We start from the raw sequence: 25,189 nt of genomic DNA on the forward strand, positions 1-25,189 counted from the left end.
TTTTGGGGTGGGGTGTCCTTCGCCTATTCCCACGCCCCCAGTTCAAACAATCGCTGGCCCATACCTCCCGTCATTCCCGCCTGCGCGGGAATGACGAGTTAAGTGGGAAGTGGTTTGGGAGGTTGGGGTTGCGATGTATCTACACAGCCTTGGTAGAAACGCATCTGGCCATATACACACTCTCGTCATTCCCGCGCAGGCGGGAATCCAAGCGGACTCTGGTTAGATGTACCTAGCCCGTCCTCAATTACCTACCGTCGCGCCTTCTTCAACGTCTCAGCAATCATAAACGCTAACTCCAGCGACTGGTCCGCATTCAGCCGCGGATCACAGTGGGTGTGGTAGCGGTCGGACAATCCGGCTTCGGTTACTGGGGTGGCGCCGCCGATGCATTCGGTGACGTTCTGGCCGGTCATTTCGATATGGATGCCGCCGGCCCAGGTGCCTTCTGCCTGGTGCACGGCGAAGAACTGTTCCACTTCCTTGAGAATGCTGGCGAAGTCGCGGGTTTTGTAGCCGCTGGAGGCTTTGATGGTGTTGCCGTGCATGGGGTCGGAGCTCCAGAGCACCTGTTTGCCTTCGCGCTCGATGGCGCGCACCAGCTGCGGCATATGCGCTTCGACTTTGTCAGCGCCCATGCGCACGATCAGGTTCAGGCGGCCGGGGTCGTTCTCTGGGTTGAGTACGTCGATCAGCCGCAGTAATTCGTCTGGATCGGTGGTGGGGCCGGTTTTGACGCCGATGGGGTTGTTGATGCCGCGCATGAATTCTACGTGGGCGCCGCCGGGCTGGCGGGTACGGTCGCCGATCCAGAGCATGTGCGCGGAGCAGTCGTACCATTCGCCGGTGAGGCTGTCCTGGCGCGTGAAGGCCTGTTCGTAGTTCAGCAGCAGCGCTTCATGGGCGGTGAAGAAGGCCGTTTCACGCAGTTGCGCGCTGTGTTCCAGGTCGACGCCGCAGGCGCGCATAAAGGCCAGGCTTTCGTCGATGCGGCTGGCTAGATGCTCAAAGCGGTGGCTGGTGGCGGAGTTGGCGATGAAGTCCAGGTTCCACTGGTGGACCTTGTCCAGGCTAGCGAAGCCGCCGGAGGCAAAGGCGCGCAGCAGGTTGAGGGTGGCGGTGGCCTGATGGTAGGCCATCAGCAGGCGTTGTGGATCGGGCGTACGGCCAGCGGCTTCGAAAGCGATATTGTTGATGATGTCGCCGCGGTAGGCGGGCAGGGTCAGGTCACCCTGGGTTTCATCATCGGCGGAGCGGGGCTTGGCGAACTGCCCGGCCATGCGCCCGACTTTGACCACCGGGCAACTGGCGGCAAAGGTCATGACCACGGCCATTTGCAGCAGTACCTTGAAGGTGTCGCGAATTTTGGGTGCAGAGAACTCGGCGAAGCTTTCGGCGCAATCGCCGCCTTGTAGCAGGAAGGCGCGGCCCTGGGTGACTTCGGCAAACTGGCGGCGCAATTCGCGCGCTTCGCCGGCAAATACCAGTGGCGGATAGCTGGCCAGCGTGCGCTCTACTTGTGCCAGAGCGTTGGCATCAGCATATGCAGGCTGTTGAATGACGGGCTTGCTGCGCCAGCTATCGGGGGTCCAAGGTGCGGTCATGGGATCTCTTGAATTGGGTGTTGAAGTGCTCCAATGGTACTCTGAGTCATGACATTCAGACAGCCCATCCCTTTTTTCAAGCGTGTTTTAAGCGCTTTGAGGCCTTTTTCGATGAGTAAAGAAGAGAGCCTGCTCGAAGCTATCCGCGACGACTATGGCGTACTACGTGTGACCGAGACGGAGGGTTATCGCTTTTTGTATTTTGGCGAGCAAACCGAGCAAAGTTGCTGCTTTGAGGCGGACCCGGCGTGGTTGGAGTACGACTACACGCGGGCTATGTTGCTGGCGCTGTATTGGCAGAGCAAGCCGCGACAGGTGACCTTGCTAGGTCTGGGCGGCGGCAGCCTGACCAACTGCCTGCTGAAGCATTTCGAGCCGCAGCGCTTGACCGCTGTGGAGTTGCGCCCGGCAGTCGTGGATGCGGGGCGCAAATGGCTGGGGTTGAGCGAAGATCCGCGGCTGGAGATCAAGATAGGCTGTGCCGAGCAGTATATTAAGGACGCGCCGGCCAGTTGTGATTTGCTGTTTGTTGACTTGTATATGGAAGGCGGTATTTCGCGATTACAACTGCAGGCCGAGTTCTTCCAGCGTTGCCACCGGGCGCTGCGGCCCGGCGGGCTGCTGGTGATTAATCAATGGCAGTTGGGTACCACGGGCAACCCTTATGCGGGGCGCATGTTGGAGCAGTTGTTTGGCGACAAGTATCTGCAGGTGCCGGTGGAAGAGGGCAATATTCTGCTGTTCATACCGGCCAGCGGGCAGTTGTTTCTGGAAAAACTGGCGTTGCGCAATTGGGCTGATGATCTGGAACCGCGCTTGGGCTATTCACTGCGGCCCTACATCGAGGCGCTACGCCGGGCGAGCGAAGCGCCTGCTATTGAGTCCTGATCACGAGAACCTGGGATAGGCTCAGCCGCGGGCGACGGGCCGCTGCGGGTCGGTAATCCATTCGCTCCAGGAACCGGCGTACAACCTGGGTTCTGGCAGCCCGGCCTCGATTGCGGCAAGAATGGTGTGGCAGGCGGTCACGCCTGAGCCGCAATACACCACCCGTTCTTGTTCGCTGCGGCTCAAGGGCGCGAAGCGCTCTGCCAGTTGTTGCGGACTCAACCAATGCCCGTCGGCGCCGACGTTGTCTGCGCAGGGCAGGTTGACCGCGCCAGGGATATGCCCGGCGACTGGGTCCAGGGGTTCTACTTCACCGCGAAAGCGCGCCGGGCCACGGGCGTCAAGCAATTGCATTGCAGGGTCGTCAAGGCGCTGCATGATTTCTGCGGCCTCTATCAGCTTGCTGTTGTCCGGTTGGCCGCTAAAGTTGCCCTCGGCGATCGGGCGCGGCGTTTCCTGGCTGATGGGCAGGCCCGCCTGGATCCAGGCTTGCAAACCACCGTCTAGCACCTTGACCTGGGTATGGCCTAGCCAGCGCAGTAACCACCATAGGCGGGCAGCGAACAGCCCTGCGCCGTCGTCATAGACTACCACCTGATCGGCGTTGTTCAGCCCTGCACGCTGCAGGCGGGCTTGGAGTACCCCTGGTGCGGGCAGTGGGTGGCGCCCGGTGGTGCCGGGGACGACTCTGGCAGACAGATCGTCGTCCAGGTGCAGGTAGCGCGCACCGGGAATATGCCCGGCGGCGAAGTCGAAGCGGCCCTGTTGCGGATGGTCGAGAGAGAAGCGGGTGTCGAGCAGGCACAGCTGTGGCGTATCAAGCAAACCAGCCAAGGTGTGAACATCGATAAGCTGGGACATGGTCTGTCTCCCGAAGGCAGGTGATCTTGCAGTGTAGCGACCCAGCATGCCGGGGAAAAGCGAGTTGGTCCCGACTCTGGCGGACCTGTCCTCTGGCGTATCCGGCCAGGCTGGCTATGCTGGCAGCACTCTACCGACAACACTCTACCAACAACAGGGAGCGATTATGTCTGGCCCGCTGAACTCACTGAAGGTGCTGGATTTTTCCACGCTGCTGCCCGGCCCCTTTGCCTCATTGATGCTCGCCGATATGGGCGCCGAGGTGCTACGGGTCGAGTCGCCTGGGCGGGCGGACATGGTGCGTATGCTGCCACCGCATGTGGATGGGGTGTCGACTAGCCATGCTTATCTGAACCGCAACAAGGATTCCATCGGCCTGAATCTCAAGACGCCGGAGGCGCAGGCCATCGTGCGGGGACTGATCGCTGAGTACGATATTGTTATCGAGCAGTTTCGCCCCGGCGTGATGGACAAGTTGGGCGTGGGTTACGAGGCGCTCAAGGCGGTGAATCCGCAGCTGATTTATGTCTCTATCAGCGGGTATGGTCAGACCGGCCCCTACCGGGATAGAGCCGGTCACGACATCAATTATCTGGCGTTGTCCGGGTTGGCCAGCTATACCGGCCGGCGCGCCAGCGGGCCGGTGCCACCAGGCGTGCAAGTGGCGGATGTGGCGGGAGGCTCGCTGCATGCGGTGGCCGGTTTGCTGGCAGCAGTGATTCACCGGCAGCAGACCGGCGAGGGGCAGCATGTGGACATCAGCATGACTGACTGCGTGTTCAGCCTGAATGCGATGGCGGGTGCGGCCTGCCTGGCGGCTGGCGAGGAGCCGGCGCTGGAGTCGACGCTGCTGAACGGTGGAAGCTTTTACGATTACTACCAGACGCGGGACGGCCGCTGGATGGCGGTGGGCAGTCTGGAACCCCAGTTTATGCAGCAGCTTTGCGCCCTGTTGGGCTGCCCGGAGCTGGCAGCAAAGGGTTTGTCGCCGTTAATGGCTGATCGCGCGCTGGTAAAAGAGACGCTGACGCAGGCTTTCGCCGGCGAAGATTTTGCCCATTGGCAGGAGCGGTTTTCCGGCATAGACGCCTGCGTGGAGCCGGTGTTGAACCTGTCCGAAGCGGTTGAACATCCGCAATTGCGCGCGCGTGGCCTGGTACAGCCGGTACCCTTGCCGGGTACTGACCGCAGCCAGCAGCAGATGGCCTGCCCGATTATGTTTGGCAGTGGCCTGGCCGCGCCCAGGCATATAGGCAAACAAGTGGGGGAAGACACTCTACAGGTACTGCGCGGCCTGGGGTTGAGTGAGGCGCAGATAGAAGGGCTGCGCGCGGCTGGCGCGATCAGTTTATAGCTGTAGCGGCGGGAGTCAGGCGGCCGGCCTGTGCTATGTTCTGGCAAACGCATGGTAGCAAGGAAAGGCATTGATGACGGAATACGCTGGCGAGATCCCGGGACTGCTGGTGGCTATGGCGGTTGGCCTGATCATTGGTTTTGAGCGCGGCTGGCAGAATCAGAATAACGGGCGCGAAAGAGCGGCTGGCAGCAAGGTTGAGGAAGGGATGGCTGTCACCGGCATTCGCACCTTTGCGTTGCTCGGCTTGCTTGGTGGTGTTGCTGCCAGGTTGAGTACTGCTGGCTCGGTCTGGGTACTGCCGGCTGTGTTGCTTGGCGTTGCGGTGATGCTGGTGGTGGGTTATCTGCAAACGGTTCGCGCTACCGGTGATATAGGTGCGACCACCGAGGTGGCCGCGCTACTGGCCTGTGCCCTGGGTGCGATGGCGGTACTGGGCATGCCGCTTGAGGCGGTGATCGCGGCGGTGGCGGTAGCGGTGTTGCTGGGTTTCAAACAGGAGATTCACGGGGCATTGCGCAAGCTGTCCCGGCATGAATTGACCGCCTCGCTACAGCTACTGGTAATCATGCTGGTGGTGCTGCCGTTGTTGCCGAACGAGGCGATGGGCCCATGGGACAGCCTTAATCCACGGGTGATCGGCTGGCTGGTCCTGTTGGTGGCAGGAATCGGTTTTATTGGCTATTTCGCGGTGCGTATTCTCGGTGATCGGGTGGGCCTGACGCTGACCGCTTTTCTGGGTGGGCTGGCATCGAGCACGGCACTGACGCTGAGTTTCTCGCGGATGTCGGCCAGGGATAGGCGGCGCCAGGCATTGCTGGGCGCCGGGATCGCGCTGGCCTGCGGAACCATGGCGCCACGCGTGCTGGCCGAGGTGGCGATAGTCAATCGTGATCTGTTCATGCCGCTGTTGCCCGGCATGCTGTTGCTGGGAGCTATTCCGCTGGTCGCGATGGGTGTGATTCTGTGGCGCTTCAAGGGCGGTGAGGTTGAACACCAGCCGGTCATGAGTAATCCGCTGGAGTTGAAGTCGGCGTTGCTTATCGCGGCAGCCCTGGCGGCGGTATTCGTGATGTCGAATGCGGCGCAGGACTGGTTCGGAGACAAGGGCGTCTACGGGCTGGCGATCCTCTCGGGTATTGCCGATGTAGACGCCATCACCCTGGCCCTGGCGAACCAGGCGAACGATGGCCTTGCCGATACGGTGGCTGCGCGCGGGATTTTGCTGGCCTCGCTGACCAATACCCTGGTCAAGGCGGGCATTGTGCTATTCGTTGGTGGCTGGTCGCTGGCGCGCTGGGCCAGCAGCATTCTGCTGCTGGCGGTGGCTGCCGGAGCCACTGGCTGGTTGTGGATCTAATCAACTACTGAGCCTTGGCGGATGCTGCGCCGGCGCAGCATCCGACCAGCGGCCCTGCGGTTTTTCTGCAGCTGGCCGATAACCACTCATTACCCGTAGATCCTTGCAGTGGGTAACCATTAACGGGAGAGCTATGGCCATGACTCAATTCAATTCCATCACGCCAGGCATGGTGCGGCAGAACGCATCAGCGGCCAATGGCATGCCGCGTCTTGATCCCCAGCAAACGCTGGCCAACCGGTTGGCAGAACGGCTGGGGCTGGACAAGGGCAGCTTGAACGGTAAGGCCGATGACTTTGCGCCGGCCAAGGTGGCGGAACGCATCCTCGGTTTTATTGGTGGGCGGCTCGAGTCGCAGAAAGCGTCAGGTGCCGACACTACTCAGTTACAGAAAATGTATGACCAGGCCGCCAAGGGCGTGGAGCAGGGTTTCAAAGAGGCGCGCAAGATTCTCGACGGTATGGGCGTGCTGGCGGGCAATATCGCTGCGGATATCGACCAGACTTACGATCTGATTCAGTCCGGTCTGGCGGATATAGCCGAGCGCCTGCTGCCCCAGCCCGCAGAGCAAACACCGGCGCTGTCGGCTAATGCCAGCCGCCTTGAGGCCCAGTCCCAGACCTTTGATCTGTCTGTGACTACCCGTGAGGGCGACAAGCTGCGGATCAGCGTTGCTCAGGCCTCTGCGAGCATGAGCAACAGCCAGGTGGATACTGGCGGCAACCGAGTGCAGGGTGAGCGTATTCAGGTGGGGGGTTGGCAGGTCGATATCGAGGGCGATCTGAATGATCAGGAGCGCGAGGCGCTGAACGCATTGCTCGGCCAGGTTCAGGAACTCGCAGACGCGTTTTATTCAGGCGATTATGCGGGCGCCTTTGACCGTGCTCTGGAACTCAATCTGGATGGCAGTCAGTTGGCCTCCATGTCGTTGAACCTGACCCAGACCAGCATGCGCCAGGTGAGCGAAACCTACGGGCGGGTCGCTGGCCAGGATACACCGTCGAGTGCCGTCAACAGTGACTTACGCGATTACGCTGCGGGTTTGCTGGAGGCAATGCGGCAGTCGAATGAATTGACCTCATCACCCAGCGATCTGCTGCGTGATCTGCTCAAAGGTGGTTTTGCCATGGATGAGCGCTTTGATCAAGGCCGTCTGGATAAGGCCATGAGTCTGAATGACTTATTGCTCGAAGGGCTTAAGGGGCAGGTTGAACAACCTGCAGAGCAGGCAAAAACCAGCGAGTAATCCTTCAATATCCGGCGTCAGAGATCCGGCAACTCAGCTATGAAAGGCCTGCTGGCCGGTAAAATGCAGCAGGTTGCCGCAACGCCGGCATTGATACTGCCGGCCGCGCTGCACCCAGGCATGCCGTTGCGGTGTGAAGTGCACCTCCGCCGGACAGCCGCAGCGGTAGTAATAGCGGGTGCCGCGGCGTTTAACCGGGTAGTCGTGGCAGCGCTGCGCCGGCAGTTCAAACAGCTCGGTCATGATGCTTTGCCATTCCACGCCGTGGGGGCGAATACGCGCGCCGAATAGCTGATCGGCGATCAGATGGGCGGCTTCGTGGGGTACGGTCTGCAGTAGAAAGTCATCGCTATGATCACGGTACATTTGCCCATTGAAGCGCAACAGATTACGCCCAAGGTAGGCCACCCCGGCACGCTGGCCGCGCAGATCAAGATCCACACGCGGGCGCGGAAACCGGCGATTGAAGCGGGTTTCCGCCAGTTGGTAGCAATATTCGAGGCGCGCCATGAGTTTATCCATCAGCGCAGTATAAAGCGCGACAGGCTGAGGGAGAAACCGGGTAAGGGGCTGTAACGCCTATTGTTGGTCAGAAAATGCCGGCCTCAAGCCCTGCCGCCATGGTCAGCCCCAGTTCCTGCGCCTGATCGATAAACAGATCCTGCCAATCGCCTTTGAAGACCACCGGCTCCTGCGCCCATTGCCAACGCAAACCGGTCACGATGGATTGCACGGCGCGGCGGGTGCCGGTGCCGTCCAGGCCAGCGCGGATATACAAGGCGCAGGGCAGGCCCTGCTTTTCCTCAAGTACCGGATAGTAGCAGCGGTCAAAAAAATCCTTCAGCGCGCCGCTCATGTAGCCCAGATTCTCGGTGGTGCCGAGAATAATCGCGTCGGCTTGCAGTACATCTTCGGGCTGCGCCTCCAGCGGCGGCTTCCACGTTACAGTCACGCCCTGAATATCCGGGTGGCTGGCACCTTCGATCACGGCGTTAACCAGGCGGCGGGTATTGTCCGAAGGGGCGTGGGCCACGATCAGTAGTTGCTTGTTGGGCATGTTGTTCTCCCTGACGCTGCTGGATGTGCTGCTCGTGATTGCTATTTGCGATTGCCCCAGACCTTAGCGATAGCGCGCTCGCTGCCGAGCCAGGCAACGATGATGGCGAAAAGCCCGACCAGACCAAAGATGCAGATAGGAATGAACACCGCGATATCGATATCTTTCGGCATGAAGATCGCCAGAGCGCTGGCCAGCCCGAGAAATAGCAGGCCGACGACCCAGAGAATAAGTCGCGCTCGGGGTGTATAGGTGTAGGCCTGGTCGCCGCCTTCAAGCGGGCTTAGCAAGGGTGAAAACAGGCGGCGAGCGACATTTTTCGGGCTGGGCATGGCGGGGTCCGTAATGCAGATGGGGCGGTTGAGGTTGCGGCCAGTGTAACGCCTGAAAGCGGCCGCGTTGAAGTGTTGTTAAACCGATTGTGGCTGGTAGCTGCCGGCTCGATGGGGTATGGTTTTTCTATAACAGTCAGAAATACCTGCTTTTTTGGTCGGCTTCGACCATCAGTTCTACTTTGCACCCGCCCTGTCTGGAACCGATAGCAACCCATAAGGATTCGGCTCCATGATGATCATTTTGCTGCCTATAGCAGCGCTGTTAACCGGTATCGGCTTGCTCTTGCTGGGTACCGGTTTACTGAATACCTTGCTTGCCCTGCGCGGTAGTGGCGAGGGCTTTGCTGACCAGACTCTGGGCCTTTTGGGCTCGGCGTATTTTGTTGGGTTTATCCTCGGCACCTGGCTATGCCCCAAGCTGATCCGGCGCATGGGCCATGTGCGCGCGTTCGCTTTTTTTGCGGCGGCCGCGGCGGCCTCGGTGCTGGTTCATGTACTGTTCGTGGATGCCGGGGTGTGGCTGCTGCTGCGGGTGCTGACCGGTACCGCATTGGTGGGCATTTATACGGTCATTGAAAGTTGGCTGAATACCCAGGCGCCTCCGGACCGTCGCGGTCAGGTCTTTGCGGTCTATATGGCGGTCAACCTGGGCGCGCTGGCGCTGGCGCAGCAGTTGCTGCGGCTGGATAGCCCCATGGGCTTCAGCTTGTTTGCGTTGGCCGCTATTCTGATTATTGTCGCCTTGATGCCGGTCGCCGCTACGCGGCTAAATCAGCCGGTGATTAGCGATACCCCCGGATTGTCACTCAAGCGCCTATGGCGGGCCGCTCCGGTAGCCTGCGCAGCGTCTACGCTGTCAGGTCTGGCGATGGGCGGTTTTTGGGGGCTTGGCGCCGTGTATGCCGGGCGTATGGGCATGGATACTGGCCAGATTGCCGGGTTTGTCTCTTTGGTGATTGTCGCTGGCGCGCTGTTTCAATGGCCGATGGGCATGCTCTCTGACCGGGTTGATCGCCGCCTGGCCCTGGCCATTATTGCCGGTATAGCGGCAGCAGGCGGGCTACTGATGGCACTGTTCGGCCCTTTGGGTCAGTGGCTGTTGGTGGCCGCTGCGGTATTCGGCGGTGGCGCTTTCGCGGTCTACCCGGCGGCGGTCGCCCACTTGATTGACCACCTGCATCACGAGGACATTCTCTCCGGCAATGCCTCGTTGCTGATGCTGCACGGCATTGGCGCTGCAGTAGGTCCGGCGCTGGCGGGTTGGTTGATGGGCATGACGGCGCCCATGGCCTTGCCGCTGTTCTTTATGCTGATGTTCGGGCTGTGCGGGCTTTACGCTCTGCAGCAGTCGCGGCTGGGCAAAGACCGCATCGTCGATGGCGCTGCACACTTTATTCCGATGGTCCGCACCTCGCCGGCAGTGCTGGAAATGATGCTTGAGGATGCGGAAACCGGTTTATCTACCGATGAACCAATCAATGCCGCAAACGATGTATCGCCGCCACCCAATGACAGCGATGCCACTACCCACTCGACAGTCAACAGGAGTAACGCCGATGATTCTGGCCACTGACCTTGACGGAACCTTTCTCGGGGGTGACCCCGATAACCGGCAGCGCTTGTACCAACTGATCGATGCGCATCCGGATATTCGCCTGGTGTTCGTTACCGGGCGCGGGCTGGAGGTGGTGGTGCCGCTGCTCTCCGACCCTGCAATACCGCGCCCGGATTATATTATCTGCGACGTCGGAGCGACGCTGGTCGATGGGCATAGCCTGCAGGCGGTGTATCCGCTGCAGAGCGAGATCGAATCCACCTGGCCGGGTGAACAGGTGGTGGCGGCGCGCATGGCTGAATTCGAGGGGCTGGAGCGGCAAACGGTGCCGCAACAGCGCCGCTGCTCGTATTTTTGTGCGGCGGGGGCGGTGACCGATGCGGTCCGCCACGCAGTTGAGTCGCTGGGTTGTGACCTGCTGTATTCCGCCGATATGTATCTGGATTGCCTGCCTGCCGGGGTCAACAAGGGCACCACCCTGCGCCGCTTGATCGAGCATCTGCAGGTGTGCGAAGAGGAAGTACTGGTCGCCGGCGATACCTTGAATGATCTGTCGATGTACGAGCAGGGTTTCAAGGGTGTGTGTGTTGGCGAGTCCGAAACGGCCCTGCTTGATGCCACGGCAGACCGCGCCAAGGTGCTGCACGCGCGGCTGAGCGGCTGTGGCGGCATTCTTGAAGCCTTTGGGCATTTTGGTTTTCTTGGGCCGCGCGGGGTGTCATCCGAACTGCCTGAGCTGAGTATCAAGGGCAAGGCTGATCTGGTGATGGTCTATCACCGCCTGCCCTACGAAGAAGCGCTAGAGAACGGGCAGCTGGTGCGCCGGCCACATACCTCGCCGAACGGCATTCTGCCGACACTGATGAGTTTTTTTGCCGGTGAGCAAAAGGGCTCCTGGGTCGCTTGGTCGATTCACGATCCGCGTCAGGGCCGGGTATTCGAAGTGCATACCAAGGTTGATGAGGTGCGTTATCCGAACCTGGTGGCGGCCCGCGTGGCGCTGACCAAGGAGCAAGTCGATGTGTTCTACAAGCGTTTCTCCAAGGAGGCGTTCTGGCCTACTTTGCATACCTTCTGGGAACGGGCGATCTTTCGTGAGGAGGATTGGGAGGTGTTTATCAAGGTTAACCGCCTGTTCGCTGAGCGCACTGCGGCCGAGGCTGCGGAGGGGGCGGTGGTCTGGCTACACGATTACAATCTGTGGATGGTGCCGGGGTTCCTGCGACCATTGCGGCCGGATCTGACTATCGCGTTTTTCCACCATACCTATTTCCCCTCTGCCGACGTGTTCAACGTGTTGCCCTGGCGCCGGCAGATCATCGGCAGCCTGTTGCAGTGTGATTACATCGGTTTTCATATACCCCGACAGTCGGAGAACTTCGTTGATGTGGTGCGTGGGGTGGCGCCAGTGCAGGTGCTGGAGACCCAGGACTGCGCGCCACGCTTTCTCACCTACGGTTGCGCGGTGGGGTTGGATAACATGACCCGGACCATGGCAGTACACGGCCGGCATATCGGCCTGGGAGCGCATCCGGTAGGGCTTGACGTAGGCCGTGTCGAACACGTGATCGACGAGCCGGAGTGCCAGGCGCAGATGCAGGAATTACGCGAACAACTGAAAGGTCTGCGGGTGGTGCTCTCGGTTGAACGCTTGGATTACACCAAGGGCATTCTGGCCAAGCTGCTGGCGTTTGAGGCGTTGCTGGACGCGCACCCCGAGTTGATCGGCAAGGTGTCGCTGTTGACCATCTGTGTGCCGGCGGCGCGGGAAATGACCATCTACGAGACCCTGCTCAGCCAGATCGAGCAGGCGGTTGGCCGCATTAACGGGCGCTTCTCGCGGGTTGGCTGGTCACCGATACAGTTCTTTTACCGGGCCTTTCCATTCCGAGACCTGATTGCTTATTACCTGATGGCCGACGTGATGTGGATTACCCCGCTGCGTGACGGTCTGAATCTGGTCGCCAAGGAGTATGTGGCCACCCAGGGGTTATGTAAGGGCCGCGGAGTGCTGGTGCTGTCCGAGTTTGCTGGCGCGGCTGCGGAGCTACACGGTGCACTGCTGACCAATCCGCATGATCCGCATGATTTGCGCGATACGCTGTACCTGGGGTTGACCCTGGGCAAGGCCGAACGCGAAGCGCGGGTGCGTGAGATGTTTGGTGTTGTGCAATACAACGATATCAAGCGTTGGGGTGATGAGTTCTTGCAGGCGGTCAGGGATAGCCGGCAGGAGGGTGAGGCGTTTTTGGCGCAGAACGCCTGACAGGGGATAAGGTGAGGGGGCGGCAAGTCCTGCGCTGCCAAGGCGGCAGCGCAGGGGGCAGTGCACGCGAATGTCTTACAGTTGCTGGTCTATCTGATAAATGACGGTAGTACCGCTGACTTCGTTGCCAACGATCACCAGCGCCTCACCGTTGGGTGACTGAGCGGCGGGAACGAAGACAATGCCCTCCGGCCCCAGGTCACCTACCGCTACCAGGTTGGTTTCCGGGTCGAGCATGAAGTCCTCGCGGGTGTTGATGTAGTCGACGAATACCGGTGCCGCGGGGTTGCTGATGTCATAGGTCATGATGCCGCCCATGCGCTCCAGACCAATAAAGGCAAAGGTCTTGTCGCCGAGCTGACCTAGGGCAACACCTTCTGGCTCGGGGCCTTTGTTGTCGCTGCGGTTGTCGAAGCCATTTCCGTCAGAATGGTTGGAGTTAAAGAAATCCTTGCAGGGAATGTCGCGCTCGGCGCCGGCCATGCAGGCGTCGCTGGCGATGAACTGTTCGATCTGGTCGGCGGAGTCCCAGACCAGATTGCCGTCCTCGTCCCAGATGGCAAAGGAGCGGGCACCAAAGGCGAAGATCTGGTCATACATCAGACGATCTCCGGCAGGATTAGGGTTGCCGTTGGTGTCGAACATGACTGGGTTGCCGTCCTCGTCCTTGCGATAGCCATCCACCCAACTGACGGTCAGGCGTCCGAGCACGTCGTCTGCACGGCAGTCACCGGGTTCACCCGCAAGGGCGCCGCAGTAGCCGAATACGTCCGGGTTGAGCAGGGCGCCAGCGGCCAGAGCATTGAGCTGCGGCGGCATGTCATCGCCGACGCGGCGGTTGAAGCCGTTGCGGTGCACCAGATGCTTAAGGCGGATTTCCTCGACAAAACCCTGGCTGGCATCACCGTCCCAGTAGGCCTGATTGTCCTCACCCCAGGCGCGTGCATCACCCTCGTTGGCGGTGACGATGTAGGTCTCGCCAGCAACGCTGTAGCTGCTAATGCTGTCAGGATGGTACATGCCGACGACGCCCTGCCAGGTGCGGATATCGATCACGCCATCGGTGTCACTGGCGTCGATGCCGTTGCCCGCTACACCATGATCCTTGTAGCCCAGGGGCATAATGTCGGTAAAGCTTGCGCTGGCGATATCCAGCTTGGCCAGGGCGTTGTTTTCCTGCAGGGCGACCCAGGCGGTGGTGTTGTCGGCGGAAACGGTGATGTATTCCGGCTCCATATCCTGGGCAACAGTGGCGTTGGGGCCAAAAATGCGCACGCCGCTGTCGATCAGCGCCTGCTTCTGGCTGTTAAAGGCGCTGAAGCGGGCGGTATCGATACGGGTAATGTTGCTGCCATCAAGTTGAATCACCGTGACCGAGCCTTCGGGGTCGACGGCATAGTTGTCACTAGGCTCGCCTTCGTTGGCAACCAGCAGATAGCGACCGTCGGGGGTAAAGGTGAGCATGTCTGGCTGGGCGCCGACCTGGGTCAGGCTCAGACGCTCAAGGCTGGTGGCGTCATAGATCGCCGCAAAGCCGGGGCTGGTCTTGGGGCTGGCCTCGATGGCCACGGCCAACAGCCCGTCGCGGTAGGCGATGCTGTTGACTACGGCGCCTGGGGCGATGTCGTCAGCGGTTAGCGTGTCGATGAGCACAGGGTTCGCCAGGTCGCGGGCGTCGATGATATCCACCGCGCCGCTGAGGGCGTTAACCACGAAAATCTGCTGGTTGACCGGGTCAAAGGCCGGGATTTCTGCGGCGCTGACGCCAAACTCGCCGGCGCTGTGGCGACCCAGCAGACTCAGTGAAAGGCTTTGCGGGGTGGCTACCGGGGGTGGGGAGGGGGGGGTCGGCTCGTCGGCATCGTCGCTGCTGCTGCCCGAGTTACAGCCGGCCATGGCGGCCAGTAGTGCCGCTGCTGTGGCGGTAAGTACCCATTTGTTCATATCAAAGTCCTTGATTTTATTTCAGGTGGTGACATTGATAGGGGCTTGTCATGACAGGTTGATGGCGTTTTGATGTCGTTTTTGTGATGCCCGGTTGTGCGCGGCGACGGCTGGGGTGGACTGCCATGATGGATTACACTGTCGGCATGAGCCGATTATTACCTGACGATTTGCTGCCGGATGGCTTCGAGCTATTTGTGCAGGCCACCCTGGCGGAGCATCCCGCAGGCCTTGATGAGTTTTCGCTGATTCGGGCGCTGGCGCAGGCCTTTCCCGATTCGCTGTTTGCCGCACCAGACGCCCTGCGTGACCCGCTACAGTTATTCCAGACGCATTTTCTGCTGTTCCATGCGCTCTATCGGTTATCTGATCGGCTGCTTGCACAGCAGCAGGAGCTTGAGGTGCATGCCATGCGTATTCGCTTGCTGCGGCGTCAAAGCGGGCCAGAGGGTGTACGGTTGCCTGATCCGTTGCGCAGCTATTATCTGGATTGGGCGCAGTGGGCCAGCACGCATAGCGAAGACGTCGAGCGCTTGCTCCAGGGCTACCGTCAGGGCCCCTTTGCCGTGGCTCGTGATGAGGTGGACGAGGCGCTTGCGCTGTTTGGCGTTGCCGAGCCGGTGACTGCGCGGCAGATAAAGCAACGCTACCGGGCTCTGGTCAGTGAGCATCACCCTGACCGCGGGGGTGATACTGGGCAGGTGCAATCGATAAACGCGGCTTTATTAATACTCCAACGCTATTACGGAAGGTATTGAAGTCGCCAATTGCTCTAAGAGATTGGCGCACTTGGCCTGCAAACTTGTCTATAGTCGAAGCCAAGGGAATGTGGCAAAACGTCGCACCCAGACACCCGCTGCCGGCGTCGCTCTTTTATCGTCACGCCTTTATGGGTGTTGAGCAATGCCAGGATAGCGGGAATGAATAATAATTCCGGAGAAATGACCATGATTCATCACGTAGTGGGGCTGTTCACCCATCCTGATCAGGAATGGAAAGAGATCAAGGGTGAAGAAGAAACCATAGGCCACATGTATCTCACTCATGTGCTGTTCCTTGCTGCTATTCCGGCAGTGTCTGCTTATATCGGCACCACGCAAATCGGTTGGGCAATCGGCACTACCGAGGCGGTCAAGCTGACCACAGCCAGCGCCCTGTCCATGACGGTGCTGTCTTATCTGGCCATGCTGGCAGGCGTGGCGGTGATGGGGGCCTTCATTCACTGGATGGCCCGCACCTACGACTCCAGCCCCTCGCTAAGTGATTGCATTGTTTTCGCCGCGTACACGGCTACACCGCTGTTTATTGCTGGCATCGCTGCACTGTATCCAAGCCTATGGCTGGGTATGCTGGTGGGTACTGCGGCGATCTGCTACACCGTTTACCTGCTGTACCAGGGCATTCCCATTTTTATGGATATTCCCCCTGAGGAGGGCTTTATGTTCTCCAGTTCGATCCTTGCTGTGGGCCTGGTGGTCCTGGTCGCGATGATCGCTACGTCGGTTATTTTCTGGGGGATGGGCGTTGGTCCTATTTACGTCCGCTAGCGACGCCCGCTAACCCTTTGGTGTGTCAAAGCCCCTTGCCGGTTGAAAGATCGGCAGGGGGTTTTGTTTTTTAGCGCAGCCATTTCCGGCTAAAATAGCGGTTTTTCTCGCCGGAGTTGCTATGGCCAGCATGAGTGTTAACCAGAACAAGCTGCAAAAGCGCCTGCGCCGCCAGACGGCTGAAGCGGTAACCGATTACAACATGATCGAAGACGGCGACAAGGTGATGGTCTGCCTGTCCGGCGGCAAAGACAGTTACACCATGCTGGACATGCTGCTGCACCTGCAGAAAGTCGCGCCCATCCGTTTTGACCTGGTGGCGGTTAACCTTGATCAAAAGCAGCCGGGTTTTCCCGAGGAGGTGCTGCCCGCCTATCTGCAGGCGTTGGGGGTGGAATACCACATCCTGGAACGTGACACTTACTCGATCGTCATGGAGAAAGTGCCTGAAGGCAAGACCACTTGCTCGCTGTGCTCACGCCTGCGCCGGGGTAATTTATATACCTATGCCGACGAGATCGGCGCAAATCGATTGGCGCTCGGGCACCATCGCGATGACATCGTCGAAACCTTTTTCCTCAATATGTTCCACGGTGGCAGTCTCAAAGCCATGCCGCCTAAATTGCGCTCCGATGATGGCCGTAACGTGGTAATCAGGCCGTTGGCCTATTGCAATGAGAAAGACATCGCCGCCTATGCCCGGATGCAGGCATTCCCGATCATTCCTTGCAATCTGTGCGGCTCGCAGGAAAATCTCCAGCGCAAGGTGATCAAACAAATGCTGCAGGGCTGGGAGCAGGAAAACCCGGGGCGGATCGAGAGTATCTTCCGCTCCTTACGCCATGTGCACCCGTCCCAGCTGGCGGATACTCAGCTGTTTGATTTCGCCGGTTTGCGGGTTGATGACTCGGCGACGCCCCGGCTGTTTTCGTTAATGAACCTGGGATGACCCTTGATTGACCCAGAACTGACCCGGCCAGGAGCCAAGATGCGCGACTATCGCTGGTTACACGAGTTCTGCCTGAATCGCTTTGGCTCTGCTGCGGCTTTGGAAGCCCGGTTGCCGCAGCCGCGCAGCTCGGAAGAACTGCGCAACATCACGGACGACCGCTACCTTTCCACCCTGGCTCTGCGGGTTTTTCGCGCCGGTTTGAAGCATAGCCTGGTGGATGCCAAGTGGCCTGCTTTCGAGGAAGCCTTCTTTGGTTTTGATCCCGATAAAGTAGTGCTGATGGGGGGCGAGCATATTGAACGGTTGATGCAGGACGCGCGCTTGATTCGACATTTGGGCAAACTGCGCAGTGTGCCGCGCAACGCGCAGATGTTATTGGATATCCGGGCCGAGCACGGCAGTGTCGGCAACCTGATTGCAGACTGGCCGGTAACCGAGATCACTGGACTTTGGCGGCGCCTGAGCAAACACGGCAATCAGCTTGGCGGACTCTCTGCGCCGCGTTTTTTACGCATGATCGGCAAAGATACATTTGTGGTCACCGATGACGTGGCAGCGGCGCTGAAGGCGCAGAAAATTGTCGAAAAAACACCAACCAGCCAGCGCGATCTGGCCGCGACCCAGGCCTATTTCAATGTTCTGCATGAGCAAAGCGGCCGGCCGATGTGCCAGTTGTCAGTCATGTTAGCCAGCACCAGCAATCATTGAATATGCCGGTTGTTGGTGTAAATAACTTGACTATCATGGGCTTGCACGGCAAGGTTCAAGCATTGTCACACTGGCTGGTAACTCCTATGCAGGTTCGCGTGCTCATTTCTGTGGTGTTGCTTGCCTTGCTGGCAGGTTGCTCCAGCGCGCCCAGGCAGGGCTCAGAGGGCATGCACGCCCCGGCAGCGAGATCCGCATCCACTTCCGTTTCCCGCACAGTTTCACCCTCCAAAACCTATTCCACCCATGCCCCCTCGGTACGCACGCTGCCGCCGGTGAATGAGGATATTGTGTTCCACGCCATTGGTCTGGTCGGTACGCCATACCGCTATGGTGGCAGCAGCCCGGAGACCGGGTTTGATTGCAGCGGTCTGATCAAATATGTGTATCAGCAGGCGGTGGGCATGTCTTTACCGCGGACCACTGCAGGCCTGAATGCGCTGGCAGCGAAAAATCCGCCGGTGGGCTCACTGCAGCCGGGGGATCTGGTGCTGTTTGCGATGAACGGCGGCAAGCGGGTCGATCATGCGGGTATTTATGTCGGTGACGGTCGCTTTCTGCATGCGCCCAGCAGCGGCGGCAAAGTCCGGGTCGACGATATGCAGAGTAATTTCTGGCAACGTACTTACACCGGCGCCCGCCGCGTACTCAAGTAATCCAGCCCCAACTGCCACAAGCAGCCATTCTTTGCCTACCTAGACCTGTTTGCGGAATATCACTACGTCATTGGCGACTATGTTCAGCTCGGCCTGCCAATGCGCGGCTAGCCAATGGAAGGTGCTTGCGCTGAAAAAGCTGATGTGCGTTGGGTCATTCTTGTAATGCCAAGTGGTAAAGGCCTGTGGGCTGGTTACCCGTTTGGTCATTATGGCTAGCCAGCCGCCGATCTTCAGGCACTGCCACAGGCGCTCAAGCTCTACCCTGGGCTGGCCCAGGTGCTCGACCACTTCGGTCGCGGTTATGAAATCCCACTGTTGCTTGAATACTTCTTCGTGCGGGGCGTAATACAGATCGTATAGGGCAACCTGATGGCCCTGTTCGCGCAGCATCGCGGCCAGAGCAGGGCCTGGGCCACAACCAAAATCAAGGCCGTGACTGCGGGCGGCTAAGCGTTCAAGCAGCGGCTCGGCCAGGCGCGCCAGAAAGGCTCGGTAGCCTGGGTCCTGAACATGATTTTCATGTTGGTCATAGACGGCCTTTTCCTCTTTACTGTCCAGTTGCCAAGCGCGCGGAACATGCACCAGATCACAGCAAGGGCACTGGAAATAAGGCCGTTTGCCGTCGTCATGGAACCCGGCTGAGGGGGTAGCACACAGTGGGCAGTCATGTTGTGAGCTAGCGGTGAGATCAGTCATCAGTAATCCAGGGCAACAAGCAACAGGGTTAGGCCGTTATACAGGGCGTGGGTAATTACGCACAGGGCGAGCTGGTCATAGCGCCAACGCAACCAGCCAAGTAGCGCACCGAGCAACGCGATGATCAGCACGCCGCCGGGGCTGTAAAAGCTGTGCATCATGGCGAAGATAAAAGTTGTGACTGGCAGTGCCAGCCATACGCCCGGGCGGGTGCGTTGCAGCGCCTTGAATAGCCAACCACGAAAGACGATCTCTTCGGCCAGTGGTACCCAGAGAATGGCGATAAACAAGCCGGCGAGCAGCCGTGGCCTGGGCAGATCCAATAGCGGGGTAATAGCTTGTGGCAGGCGAGGCGATTCGGCTTCCAGCGCGCTGGGCAGCCGAATGTCCAGCCACCCGGCCAGTGGGTCGGCGCCCAGAACCAGGCCTGACGCGGCCAATCCGGCCAACACCAGGCCCGGCCCGGATAGCCCCCGACCGAACAGCCAAGGCCAAGGCTCGCGGGGTGTCAGCAACCAGCCAATCACCAGGCTGCCAAGGATGACCAGACCGGCAAACAGGGCATCCAGCAACAGGAATTGGGTATCGATATGCCAGCGAATGCCGCTCCAGTGCATCAGTTGTGCGGCGGCATGATGGCTGAATAGCGCCAGCAGCGCATAGGCAATCGCCAGACGCGCGAGGATCAGCGCATCATCCAATGCATGCCGGCTATCTCTGGGTAGCGCGAGGTGGCGGATCATGCAGTCAGGTCGGCGTGGTTAATGCTAACGGCGCTGGCAACTGGGTCTGCGAGGGGACGGCCTGACGGATTAGAGCGGTTTGATGTGTTCATGGAGCCGTCCCGAGTCTGCCAGTTGAAGAAACTCATCACCCAAGCGTTGGCTTTCGGCCATGGCGGTGCGCCAGTAGCGCTGCCTGCTGGCATCATCGCCAACAAAACGCGAGTAATCCCGCCGATCGGGTAGCTTGCCAAAGGGCAATTTTGCCAGATAATCGCGCGACGGGGACAACAGCAATACGTTTTTCAGCTGTTCGAGATTGCCGCGCCGCCAGGGCAGGCCCTTGTCAAACCAGCCAGGTACGACCCGGTTGAGAAAATGCGGGTAGAGGACTACGCCGGGCGCCTGGTAGGGCAGGTCAAGGTGGTAGTCCAGCAGCCCGCCATCACGGTACATACCTGTGCTCGCGCCAGGTATGTCACGGACCCCTTGCATTACCCAGGGGATGGCGCCAGAGGCCATCAATGCCGCGCGCAGGTTGCTGGCATTGAGCGTCACGTGGGCACTGGGGAAATCCAGTAGTTCGGCCAATGGCGGGCGCAGGCGCGGGTCGTGCAGGATGACACGCTCGAAATAGCGTTTCAGATGACGACGGCCCAGCAAGTTGGCCCCTATGACGCCACCAAGACCCATACTCAATCGTGAGCGCGTATCGTGTTGCAATAGACCCAGGCTTTTGACCACCATCACATTCAGATGATACTGAGGGTTGCCGAGGATGCTTTGCGTCTGGTCGCCCAACAGCTCATCGAGCATGGCGCCGCAACGCTGACTGATCTGCGCCATGTTAACGCCCTTGGCAAACTGCATGGCGGTATAGAGCTCACCTAGTTTACGCAGGCCGGCAACCGGGTCAGGCAAGCAGGCACTGGCGAAGCGCCAACTCCCTATTGATGCTCCAATCAAGCTGCGTGGTTGTGGCGTGCGCGGCAGCCAATCACCGAACAGGGCCAGATCCAGGCCTTGGATACCTAACGCTTTGGGCCCCCCGGCCGCCCCGGGTATCATATGTACGTCGGCGGGCAGCAACCCGTGTTCACGGATATGCACCAGTGCCTGATGACCAGCGCGCAGTTCCAGTGCGGGCGATGCAATGTGTATGGCAGTCATACGTTATCCTTGATGCAACCGGTTGCTATAGCGGTTTCCGTTTTTAAGTTTGGCTTCAGCTTGGCGCTATAGGATACAAGCGTACTCAAACAACGGAGATCTATAGTATGAAAAATCTTATCGCAATGTCCTGCGCTGCTGTTCTGACCCTGGGTAGCGCCGCTGTTCTGGCTGACGATGTACGTATCGACGAGGCTCAAGCGCTGATTCAGGCTGGTACCATTCAGTCCTTCGAAAAGCTCAATGAGAAGGCGCTGGAAGCGCGCGCTGGCACCATTACTGATACTGAGTTGGAACAGGAGTATGGCCGCTATATTTACAAGATTGAAATCCGCGACGCGCAAGGTGCTGAATGGGATATTGATATGGATGCGACCAATGCTGAAATTCTCAAGAATGAAAAAGACAGCTGATCTTCATGTGCCCTACCAGAAAGCCGCCTCGTGCGGCTTTTTGTGTTGGCCGCTGATAGCGCTACTGATTGGCTGGAGTGCTTCTTCCTATGCAGGTCGAGATATTGACCAGGATGAAGCCCTGTATCTGGTTGAGCAGGGGGTGATTCAGCCGTTACAGACATTTATCGACGATGCGCTCGAGCGTTTCCCTGGGCGCTTTCTCGAGGCGGAGTTGGAGTGGGATGACGGACGCTACGTGTATGAGCTGGAGATCGTGACAGAGACGCGTCGCGTGCTGGAGCTGGAATACGATGCGGTGACAGGCAAACTGCTGGATGTTGACGAGGACGATTGATGCGTCTGTTATTGGTGGAAGACAGCGTCGAGCTGGCGGACAGTCTGTGTGCTGTGCTCAAGGACGCGGGTTATGCGGTGGACTGGCGCACGGATGGCCGTGATGCGCTGATTCTCGGCGAGCAGGAGCCTTATGATCTGTGCATTCTGGATCTGGGGCTGCCGGGCATGGATGGGTTGGAAATACTGACCCGCTGGCGGGCCGGGGCGGTGGCGCTGCCGGTCTTGATACTCACTGCACGCAGCAATTGGAGTGAGCGCGTGGATGGTCTGCGGGCCGGGGCTGATGATTATCTGGTTAAACCCTTCCATCCAGAAGAGCTGCTTCTGCGCGTGCAGGCGCTGCTGCGGCGCAGCCATGGGCGTGAGCCACAGACGTTGCTGCGGGCTGGCGGGTTGGCCCTGGATGAGAGCCGGCAGCAGGTTTCGGCTGCCGGGCTAGCGAGCGTGCAGCTGTCTGCCACTGAGTTCAAGTTGTTGCGCTATTTCATGCTGCACACCGGTCAGCTGCTGTCCAAAACACGATTGGCCGAACACCTGTATGAATACGAAAGTGAGCGCGACTCCAATGTGATTGAAGTCCAGATCAACCACCTACGGCGCAAGGTCGGCAGGCAAAGCATAGAAACCCGACGCGGGCAGGGCTATATATTCTGTGGTGTCGGCCAGTGAGAAGTATTGGCCGACAACTGGGCCTGGGTTTGATTGCCATCTTGCTGGTCACGGTGGTGCTGGTGGGTCAGGGCAGTGTATGGCTATTCGATCAGGCACTGCGTGGTTATCTTACGACGGTGTTGCAGCGCGAGACCGATAGCCTGTTGAGCGCAGTGCGGCCGGGCCCTGACGGCCCGTATCTGGATGCCGCCCGCGTCGATCCAGACTATCAAAGGCTCTATTCAGGGCGCTATTTTGTGATTGACGCCGGGGAGCGCTGGCGGTCGCGGTCACTGTGGGATACGCGCCTACCGCTTGATGCTGAAGGCTTGCATAACACTCTGGTGGCGGGCCCGGATAATCAGCAGTTGCTGGTCTGGTCTGGCCAGTACGAGCTACTTCAGCAACCGGTACAGATCAGCGTTGCGATCGATTATTTACCCTTGCTCAAAGCCTTCGATCGTACCCGCTGGTTGATCTGGGGGTTGGGCGTGCTGGCGATTCTGATCAGCCTATTGGTGCAGCAGTGGTTGTTGCGGCGCGCTCTAAGCCCTCTACGGCGCGCCCGCAGGGAACTGGCCGAGTGGCACGTGGGCAAGCGCTTGCAGCTCAGTGAAGAGGTGCCTGAGGAGCTGCAGCCGCTGGTGACTGAGATCAATCACCTGGGCCGTCAGGTCGAACAGATCATCAAGCGCTCGCGTAGTGGGCAGGCGGACCTGGGGCATGCGCTCAAGACGCCGTTGGCGGTGTTGGAAACTCTGCTACGCGAATCGGCAGGGGATTTGTCCAATGAAAAGTTACGCGCGCTGGAGACCCAGCTAGGCGCTATCCGAGCCCAGATGGAACGCGCCCTGCAGCGCGCCAGGCTGGCGCCGGAAAGCCAGGCCGGGCGGCGTTTCAACGCGAAGGAAGACCTGCCTTGGCTGCTTGAATCACTTCAGCGCATTCACGGCGAAGCGGTTCATGTGCAGACCACCCTGCACCCCAGGGCCGCTACGGATTGGCCTTTTGAGCGCGAAGACATGCTTGAGCTGCTGGGCAACCTGCTTGATAACGCCTGCAAATGGGCCGGTTCTGAGGTGCACTTTGAATGCAGCCTGGATCAGCAAGCGTTGACGCTGAGCGTCAGTGACGACGGTCCTGGGGTCTCGGAAGACGAGCATGAGCGGATCCTGCGCCGCGGCCAGCGGCTGGATCAAACCGTTAATGGCCAGGGTTTGGGGCTGGCCATTGTTGGCGATCTGGTCGAGGTCTACCGGGGCCAGCTGGTGTTGGGGAAGGCCACTCTGGGTGGCCTGAAAGTGACAGTGGTGCTGCCCTGGCAGAGCTGATATCAGATTAAGGCGGTGTCGATGTCGACCAGCAGCAGGTGCCGGCTGTTGTCAATAAAGAGCCCGGAGGTCATGCAATACTGGTTGGTGGTGGCGTCGCGATAGCGATTGGATAGAATCACTCGGCTGTCCTGCCCGGCTTCGGCGAGGATCTGGTAGAAGTAGGGGCGCCAGGACCAGTTATGGTCCAGATAGCGCGGATCGGCCCGCCAGCTATTGTTGCTCCACTCGTAATTGGGCGAGATCTGCGTGCCATGTGCGTCACAGAGAAAGCAGCGCAGGAGCCAGGGATAGGCGTTGGGTGAAGGCAGATCGGTGGGTTTACCACCTTTGGCCAGCCAGTGTCTCAGTTCGGTAAAGAGCAGCGACAGGGTCTTGCGCAGTTCCATTAGTTTGGCACGCTCTGCCAGTTTGGCCAGGGCATATTCATCGCGCATTCGCGAGAATTCTGCTTTTACTGTGTCTGCGGGCAGAAAGTTCTCGGCGGGGCGGGCAAACAGATAACCCTGCACGTAGCGGGCGCCGCATTCCAAGGCAAAATGCAGTTCCTGCTCGGTCTCGACCCCCTCGGCGATAATCCAGCAGCCACTTTTCTCCGCCATCAATGCGAGTGCCTTGACGAAATCACCGCTATTGCCATTGCCACTGGCGGCCTGCCGAAACAGCTGGATATCGAGTTTAAGGATGTCGGGCTCCAACGCCAGAACCCGATCAAGCATGGAGTAGCCTGCGCCAAAATCGTCTATGGCAATGCGAATACCGGCTTCCCGGTAACGCCGAACGGCATCCTTGAGATCCTGAATGTCGCCTTGCAGTTCGGTTATTTCAAATACGACCTGTTCGGGTGGCAGGCCTATCTCCTCAAGTAGTTGCAGGCTGGGTAGTGGTTCGCCTGGCTCCAGCTGGCTGACCCACAGGGGTGAAATATTGATGCTGATAAAACCGTCGGGATTGTCTCTGAAGGCTTCGAGCGCCATGCGCCTGATAGTCCGGTCAAGCTCGAGCAGGTCTTGGGGGTCGACGTTGGGGTCGGTAAATAACGGGCCTGCGCTGGTGATGTTGCCTGCATCGTCGCGCAGCCTGGCCAGGGCTTCATAACCGGCAATGCGGCCGGTGGCAGTATCGATCAGTGGTTGAAAAAAAGGCAGGGGTTGACCATTTAACACAACGTACTCCAGATGAAAGAAACTGCGGGCGGGTAGGCGTATGCAATATTATAGCCAAGCGCCTTGAAGATGCCGATCGGGCAGGCTCAAAGCGGGGCTTTTCATTGTAGCAACGCGGTGCATGTTCTGTGTTGGTGCGCTTGGTGTTGCCATGTTGGTGCATGCATCTGTGTTTGTGCTGTTATATGGTGCACGGCTGTTGTGTCTAACGTTTTGTTGTAGTCCGTGCAACAGCTACCGACGCCCGTATATTGCCGAGCTGGCTGGAAGAAATAAACCAGCTCAGCTAAACAAAGGGTTTCTTCGCAGCAACTCGGTCCTGGAGGAGGCCTAGTCAGGGTCGGCACACACGACAAGGATTGCCA

25 protein-coding genes are annotated in these 25,189 nt (G+C 59.3%); 15 read left to right on the plus strand and 10 right to left on the minus strand.

Annotated features, from left to right (window positions below; genetic code table 11):
• Positions 1–251 precede the first annotated feature (251 nt).
• The gene (locus K787_RS0107540; protein ID WP_022962184.1) at positions 252–1,604 is read right to left on the minus strand and encodes a class II 3-deoxy-7-phosphoheptulonate synthase; all 1,353 of its coding nucleotides are present in this window, start codon (positions 1,602–1,604) and stop codon (positions 252–254) included.
• Between the two features lie 111 nt (positions 1,605–1,715).
• On the opposite strand from K787_RS0107540, the gene K787_RS0107545 reads away from it, so the two are divergent.
• Positions 1,716–2,492, plus strand: coding sequence for a spermine/spermidine synthase domain-containing protein (locus K787_RS0107545; protein WP_022962185.1), 777 nt, complete (start codon positions 1,716–1,718; stop codon positions 2,490–2,492).
• 21 nt (positions 2,493–2,513) lie between these two features.
• Here the strand turns inward: K787_RS0107545 and K787_RS0107550 are convergent, their stop codons facing one another.
• Entirely contained in the window at positions 2,514–3,353 is an 840-nt protein-coding gene (locus K787_RS0107550) for a sulfurtransferase (RefSeq protein ID WP_028614717.1), read from the minus strand.
• Between the two features lie 166 nt (positions 3,354–3,519).
• Here K787_RS0107550 and K787_RS0107555 point away from each other — a divergent pair, with 166 nt between their 5' ends.
• The 3 genes from K787_RS0107555 to K787_RS0107565 all read left to right on the plus strand — a co-directional run bounded on the left by K787_RS0107555 (position 3,520) and on the right by K787_RS0107565 (position 7,313).
• On the plus strand, positions 3,520–4,707 hold the full coding sequence (locus tag K787_RS0107555; RefSeq protein ID WP_028614718.1) for a CaiB/BaiF CoA transferase family protein: 1,188 nt from the start codon (positions 3,520–3,522) through the stop codon (positions 4,705–4,707).
• Between the two features lie 73 nt (positions 4,708–4,780).
• Positions 4,781–6,067, plus strand: a complete 1,287-nt coding sequence (locus K787_RS0107560; RefSeq protein ID WP_022962188.1) for an MgtC/SapB family protein — start codon at positions 4,781–4,783, stop codon at positions 6,065–6,067.
• Between the two features lie 139 nt (positions 6,068–6,206).
• Entirely contained in the window at positions 6,207–7,313 is a 1,107-nt protein-coding gene (locus tag K787_RS0107565) for a DUF5610 domain-containing protein (protein WP_040640888.1), read from the plus strand.
• 33 nt (positions 7,314–7,346) lie between these two features.
• On the opposite strand, the gene K787_RS0107570 is transcribed toward K787_RS0107565, so the two are convergent.
• From K787_RS0107570 to K787_RS0107580, 3 genes are all read right to left on the minus strand, one after another.
• A complete protein-coding gene (locus K787_RS0107570) occupies positions 7,347–7,838 on the minus strand; it encodes a SprT family zinc-dependent metalloprotease (protein WP_028614720.1) in 492 nt (163 codons plus the stop codon).
• A 64-nt stretch (positions 7,839–7,902) separates the two neighbouring features.
• The gene (locus tag K787_RS0107575; RefSeq protein WP_022962191.1) at positions 7,903–8,370 is read right to left on the minus strand and encodes a flavodoxin family protein; all 468 of its coding nucleotides are present in this window, start codon (positions 8,368–8,370) and stop codon (positions 7,903–7,905) included.
• A gap of 41 nt (positions 8,371–8,411) precedes the next feature.
• A complete protein-coding gene (locus K787_RS0107580) occupies positions 8,412–8,702 on the minus strand; it encodes a hypothetical protein (protein ID WP_022962192.1) in 291 nt (96 codons plus the stop codon).
• Between the two features lie 232 nt (positions 8,703–8,934).
• Here K787_RS0107580 and K787_RS22525 point away from each other — a divergent pair, with 232 nt between their 5' ends.
• The gene (locus tag K787_RS22525; protein ID WP_022962193.1) at positions 8,935–10,278 is read left to right on the plus strand and encodes an MFS transporter; all 1,344 of its coding nucleotides are present in this window, start codon (positions 8,935–8,937) and stop codon (positions 10,276–10,278) included.
• On the plus strand, positions 10,262–12,526 hold the full coding sequence (ggpS, locus tag K787_RS0107590) for a glucosylglycerol-phosphate synthase (RefSeq protein WP_022962194.1): 2,265 nt from the start codon (positions 10,262–10,264) through the stop codon (positions 12,524–12,526). The genes K787_RS22525 and ggpS overlap by 17 nt, the downstream gene beginning before the upstream one ends.
• Before the next feature lie 75 nt (positions 12,527–12,601).
• Here ggpS and K787_RS0107595 read toward each other — a convergent pair whose 3' ends face one another.
• Positions 12,602–14,470, minus strand: a complete 1,869-nt coding sequence (locus K787_RS0107595; RefSeq protein WP_022962195.1) for a choice-of-anchor I family protein — start codon at positions 14,468–14,470, stop codon at positions 12,602–12,604.
• A 125-nt stretch (positions 14,471–14,595) separates the two neighbouring features.
• Between K787_RS0107595 and K787_RS0107600 the strand changes: the two genes are divergently transcribed.
• The 5 genes from K787_RS0107600 (at position 14,596) to K787_RS0107620 (ending at position 18,333) form a co-directional block, all read left to right on the plus strand.
• Positions 14,596–15,228 carry a DNA-J related domain-containing protein gene (locus tag K787_RS0107600; protein ID WP_022962196.1) on the plus strand — a complete coding sequence of 211 codons (633 nt, stop codon included), beginning with the start codon at positions 14,596–14,598 and terminating at the stop codon, positions 15,226–15,228.
• A gap of 189 nt (positions 15,229–15,417) precedes the next feature.
• Positions 15,418–16,017: a Yip1 family protein gene (locus K787_RS0107605; protein WP_028614722.1), complete on the plus strand. Its 600-nt coding sequence runs from the start codon at positions 15,418–15,420 to the stop codon at positions 16,015–16,017.
• Positions 16,018–16,138: 121 nt separating this feature from the next.
• Positions 16,139–16,966: a tRNA 2-thiocytidine(32) synthetase TtcA gene (gene ttcA, locus K787_RS0107610; RefSeq protein WP_022962198.1), complete on the plus strand. Its 828-nt coding sequence runs from the start codon at positions 16,139–16,141 to the stop codon at positions 16,964–16,966.
• A gap of 39 nt (positions 16,967–17,005) precedes the next feature.
• Positions 17,006–17,677 carry a DNA-3-methyladenine glycosylase I gene (locus K787_RS0107615; RefSeq protein WP_022962199.1) on the plus strand — a complete coding sequence of 224 codons (672 nt, stop codon included), beginning with the start codon at positions 17,006–17,008 and terminating at the stop codon, positions 17,675–17,677.
• 86 nt (positions 17,678–17,763) lie between these two features.
• Positions 17,764–18,333 (plus strand): C40 family peptidase, encoded by a 570-nt coding sequence (locus K787_RS0107620; RefSeq protein ID WP_028614723.1) that lies wholly within the window; start codon positions 17,764–17,766, stop codon positions 18,331–18,333.
• Positions 18,334–18,372: 39 nt separating this feature from the next.
• Here K787_RS0107620 and K787_RS0107625 read toward each other — a convergent pair whose 3' ends face one another.
• The 3 genes from K787_RS0107625 to K787_RS0107635 form a co-directional block, all read right to left on the minus strand.
• Positions 18,373–19,032, minus strand: a complete 660-nt coding sequence (locus K787_RS0107625; RefSeq protein ID WP_022962201.1) for a class I SAM-dependent methyltransferase — start codon at positions 19,030–19,032, stop codon at positions 18,373–18,375.
• On the minus strand, positions 19,032–19,775 hold the full coding sequence (locus K787_RS0107630) for a CPBP family intramembrane glutamic endopeptidase (protein ID WP_028614724.1): 744 nt from the start codon (positions 19,773–19,775) through the stop codon (positions 19,032–19,034). The genes K787_RS0107625 and K787_RS0107630 overlap by 1 nt, the downstream gene beginning before the upstream one ends.
• A gap of 69 nt (positions 19,776–19,844) precedes the next feature.
• The gene (locus K787_RS0107635) at positions 19,845–20,924 is read right to left on the minus strand and encodes a patatin-like phospholipase family protein (RefSeq protein WP_022962203.1); all 1,080 of its coding nucleotides are present in this window, start codon (positions 20,922–20,924) and stop codon (positions 19,845–19,847) included.
• Positions 20,925–21,031: 107 nt separating this feature from the next.
• Between K787_RS0107635 and K787_RS0107640 the strand changes: the two genes are divergently transcribed.
• Genes K787_RS0107640 through K787_RS0107655 form a run of 4 tightly spaced genes read left to right on the plus strand, consistent with a single transcriptional unit; the run spans position 21,032 to position 23,658 of the window.
• Entirely contained in the window at positions 21,032–21,337 is a 306-nt protein-coding gene (locus K787_RS0107640) for a PepSY domain-containing protein (RefSeq protein WP_022962204.1), read from the plus strand.
• On the plus strand, positions 21,321–21,674 hold the full coding sequence (locus K787_RS0107645; RefSeq protein ID WP_022962205.1) for a PepSY domain-containing protein: 354 nt from the start codon (positions 21,321–21,323) through the stop codon (positions 21,672–21,674). Before K787_RS0107640 ends, K787_RS0107645 begins: the two co-directional genes overlap by 17 nt.
• Positions 21,674–22,345 carry a response regulator transcription factor gene (locus K787_RS0107650; protein ID WP_022962206.1) on the plus strand — a complete coding sequence of 224 codons (672 nt, stop codon included), beginning with the start codon at positions 21,674–21,676 and terminating at the stop codon, positions 22,343–22,345. Before K787_RS0107645 ends, K787_RS0107650 begins: the two co-directional genes overlap by 1 nt.
• Positions 22,342–23,658, plus strand: a complete 1,317-nt coding sequence (locus K787_RS0107655) for an ATP-binding protein (protein WP_022962207.1) — start codon at positions 22,342–22,344, stop codon at positions 23,656–23,658. The genes K787_RS0107650 and K787_RS0107655 overlap by 4 nt, the downstream gene beginning before the upstream one ends.
• Before the next feature lie 2 nt (positions 23,659–23,660).
• Here K787_RS0107655 and K787_RS0107660 read toward each other — a convergent pair whose 3' ends face one another.
• Entirely contained in the window at positions 23,661–24,824 is a 1,164-nt protein-coding gene (locus K787_RS0107660; protein ID WP_022962208.1) for an EAL domain-containing protein, read from the minus strand.
• Between the last annotated feature and the right edge of the window lie 365 nt (positions 24,825–25,189).

Source organism: Halopseudomonas pelagia CL-AP6, assembly GCF_000410875.1.
Classification (GTDB): Bacteria; Pseudomonadota; Gammaproteobacteria; order Pseudomonadales; family Pseudomonadaceae; genus Halopseudomonas; species Halopseudomonas pelagia.